The 3,782-nt window shown below is 42.8% G+C and carries 2 rRNA genes; both read right to left on the minus strand.

Going from position 1 to position 3,782, the window contains the following annotated elements:
- Positions 1-8 precede the first annotated feature (8 nt).
- A 5S ribosomal RNA gene (gene rrf / locus AJN64_RS08645) occupies positions 9-125 on the minus strand.
- Between the two features lie 255 nt (positions 126-380).
- Positions 381-3,437, minus strand: a 23S ribosomal RNA gene (locus tag AJN64_RS08650).
- Positions 3,438-3,782 lie beyond the last annotated feature (345 nt).

The raw sequence follows: 3,782 nt of genomic DNA on the forward strand, positions 1-3,782 counted from the left end.
ATTTAACAAGTCCGCAATGAGCTACTTTCCCCCTGCCAGTAAGGCGTAGTATCATCACCCACGATGTGCTTAGCTTCTTGGTTCGGGATGGAGCAAGGCGTTTCCACATCTGTATAATCACGGACATTGTTATTTAAATATTCTTTGAAAGATTTAATTTATAAATAAAGCTTAATCTTTTATTTCTTTATTTTTTTCTTTATTCTCTTTCTTCTTTACTTATCTTTTATCTTTAATAAGTTTTTATATAGAATACTTAAAAAACAATGTTAAGAGCAAGTTCTAATATAAACTCTACTTGAAAGATTTCTATGAAACTCTAAATATTATCTATATTCAAAGCTTTCTTAAAAACCTTAACAAGGAAGTGATGCTTTATTAAAGATAAGCCAAACGCTCTATTAGTACTGGTCAGCTAAAGGACTTTCATCCATTACACACCCAGCCTATCAAACTAGTAGTCTTCTAGAGAGCTTAGAGAAGATTCATCTTAGAGTTGGCTTCACGCTTAGATGCTTTCAGCGTTTATCCTTTCCAAACTTAGCTACGCTGCGATGCTCTTGGCAGAACAACAGCTACACCAGTGGTTTGTTCAACCCGGTCCTCTCGTACTAGGGTCAAATCTCTTCAATCTTCTTACGCCCACGGCAGATAGGGACCGAACTGTCTCACGACGTTCTGAACCCAGCTCGCGTACCGCTTTAAATGGCGAACAGCCATACCCTTGGGACCTGCTCCAGCCCCAGGATGCGATGAGCCGACATCGAGGTGCCAAACCTCCCCGTCGATGTGAGCTCTTGGGGGAGATCAGCCTGTTATCCCCGGGGTACCTTTTATCCTTTGAGCGATGGCCCTTCCACACAGAACCACCGGATCACTAAGACCGACTTTCGTCTCTGCTTGACTTGTATGTCTTGCAGTTAAGCTGGCTTATACCTTTATACTCTACGAACGATTTCCAACCGTTCTGAGCCAACCTTTGTAAGCCTCCGTTATTATTTGGGAGGCGACCGCCCCAGTCAAACTACCCACCAGACATTGTCCCACTTGAGGATAACTCAAGCTGGTTAGCTACCCAAATAAGAAAGAGTGGTATCTCAACAATGGCTCATATACAACTGGCGTCATATACTCAAAGCCTCCCACCTATCCTGCACATTCTTATCCAAGTAGCAGTGTCAAGCTGTAGTAAAGGTCCACGGGGTCTTTCCGTCTTGCCGCGGGTAGGAGGAATTTTCACCTCCACTACAATTTCACTGGATCCCTCTTTGAGACAGCTCCCATCTCGTTACGCCATTCATGCAGGTCGGTATTTAACCGACAAGGAATTTCGCTACCTTAGGACCGTTATAGTTACGGCCGCCGTTTACTCGGGCTTCGATCAAGAGCTTCGCTAATGCTAACCCCATCAATTAACCTTCGAGCACCGGGCAGGCGTCACACCCTATACATCCTCTTACGAGTTAGCAGAGTGCTGTGTTTTTGGTAAACAGTCGGGAGGGACTCTTTGTTGTAAGTTTCCTTGCTTTCGGAGTAAATCCTAATACAAAGCTAACCACACCTTATACCGAAGATACGGTGCTATTTTGCAGAGTTCCTTAAAGAGAGTTCTTCCACGCGCCTTAGAATACTCATCCCACCCACCTGTGTCGGTTTACGGTACGGGCAACATTAGCTAAACTTAGAAACTTTTCTTGGCTCTACGGCATCAGGGGTTCTTCTATCCATCCGAAGACTTCAAAAAGCCTTTCAGTTCTCGGAGTGTTCTTATACGGATTTGCCTGTATAAGCTCCTACAACCTTAGACTAGCACTTCCATCCGCTAGCCCCCTTAGCCCTAAGCGTCCTTCCATCGCACACTAATGTTGGTATTGGAATATTAACCAATTTGCCATCGTCTACCCCTTTCGGACTCGACTTAGGACCCGACTAACCCTACGATGACGAGCATCGCGTAGGAAACCTTGGGTTTACGGCGTTAATGATTCTCACATTAATTATCGCTACTCATGCCTGCATGCTCACTTCTATTCGCTCCAGCACTCCTTACCGGTATACCTTCGACGCAAATAGAACGCTCTCCTACCACTTGCACACAACTTAAACTACTTAAACTTTAAACCAAGAATATTTTTACTGATTTTACTAAGTTTTATTTCTATCTTTACTCTATAAAAATCAGTAAAAATATAACTAAACATATAACTTAGTTTCTCATATTCTAAATTTAAATAATCTAAGTTGTGTGCAAGTCTACAGCTTCGGTACTTACTTTAGCCCCGTTATATTTTCCGCGCAAAATCACTAGACCAGTGAGCTATTACGCTTTCTTTAAAGGATGGCTGCTTCTAAGCCAACCTCCTGGTTGTTTAAGTAACTTCACATCGTTTTCCACTTAAGTAAGATTTAGGGACCTTAGCTGGTAGTCTGGGTTGTTTCCCTCTTGACGACGGATTTTATCACTCGCCGCCTGACTGCTGTGATTACATATAAGGTATTCGGAGTTTGATAGGGTTTGGTACATTGGTGTATGCCCTAGCCCATTCAGTGCTCTACCCCCTTATATTACGACACAACGCTATACCTAAATATATTTCGGAGAGAACCAGCTATCACGAAGTTTGATTGGCCTTTCACCCCTATCCACAAGTCATCCCGGGGCTTTTCAACGCCTATGGGTTCAGTCCTCCACTAGTTCTTACACTAGCTTCAACTTGCTCATGGATAGATCACTTCGTTTCGGGTCTGCAGCATCTGACTAAGCGCCCTATTCAGACTCGCTTTCGCTACGGCTTCGCGTTTGCTTAACCTTGCCAGACACCACAACTCGCAGGCTCATTATGCAAAAGGCAGTCCATCACACTGTATTGCTACATAGTGCTCTGAATGATTGTAAGCAAATGGTTTCAGGTTCTATTTCACTCTGATCACCTCAGTTCTTTTCACCTTTCCCTCACGGTACTTGTGCACTATCGATCTGGTATTAGTATTTAGGGTTGGATCGTGGTCGACCCGGATTCAGACAGGATTCCTCGTGTCCCGCCCTACTCAGGATACTGCTAGCTAAGCTTTGTTTTTCGCATACGGGACTATCACCCTCTATGGCTATACTTTCCAGAATGTTCTGCTAAACTCAGCTCTTGCACATTGCAGTCCTACAACCCCCAGTGCAAGCACTGGGTTTGCCCTCTTGCGCTTTCGCTCGCCGCTACTGACGCAATCTCTATTGATTTCTTTTCCTGAGGGTACTAAGATGTTTCAATTCCCCTCGTTCGCTCCTATATAGGTAATGTATATCTCTATACATTGGGTTGCCCCATTCGGAAATCTACGGATCAAAGCTTCTTGACAGCTCCCCGTAGCTTATCGCAGTCTAGTACGTCCTTCATCGCCTTTACCAGTCAAGGCATCCACCATTCGCTCTTAGTAGCTTACCTTTTGATGTTCTTTTAGCAGATGAGCAAAGCTCATCCTAAAGAACCAAAGCTAAAGGCCTACCCCGCCAACCTAAAAGATATTAGGCTTAAAACGAAATAAACTAAACATTCATTAAAAAATTAATGTAGATAAAGCTTCAATTCTTAATCGCTAAAAAAACAATTTGCATAAAAGTTAGATATAACCTAACTTCTACCTTTTTTATTGATTCTAAAACGCATCACTTCCTTGTTAAAGTTTTTATGATAAGACTTCTTTATCTTAAGACGGAAAGCATTCAAACACTTAATATAAAACTAAATGATTTAGTCTCAACTAAGCTGTGAGTTTGAAACTTGTCTTTA

Source organism: Campylobacter sp. BCW_4332 (genome assembly GCF_001763175.1).
Lineage (GTDB): Bacteria > Campylobacterota > Campylobacteria > Campylobacterales > Campylobacteraceae > Campylobacter_D > Campylobacter_D jejuni.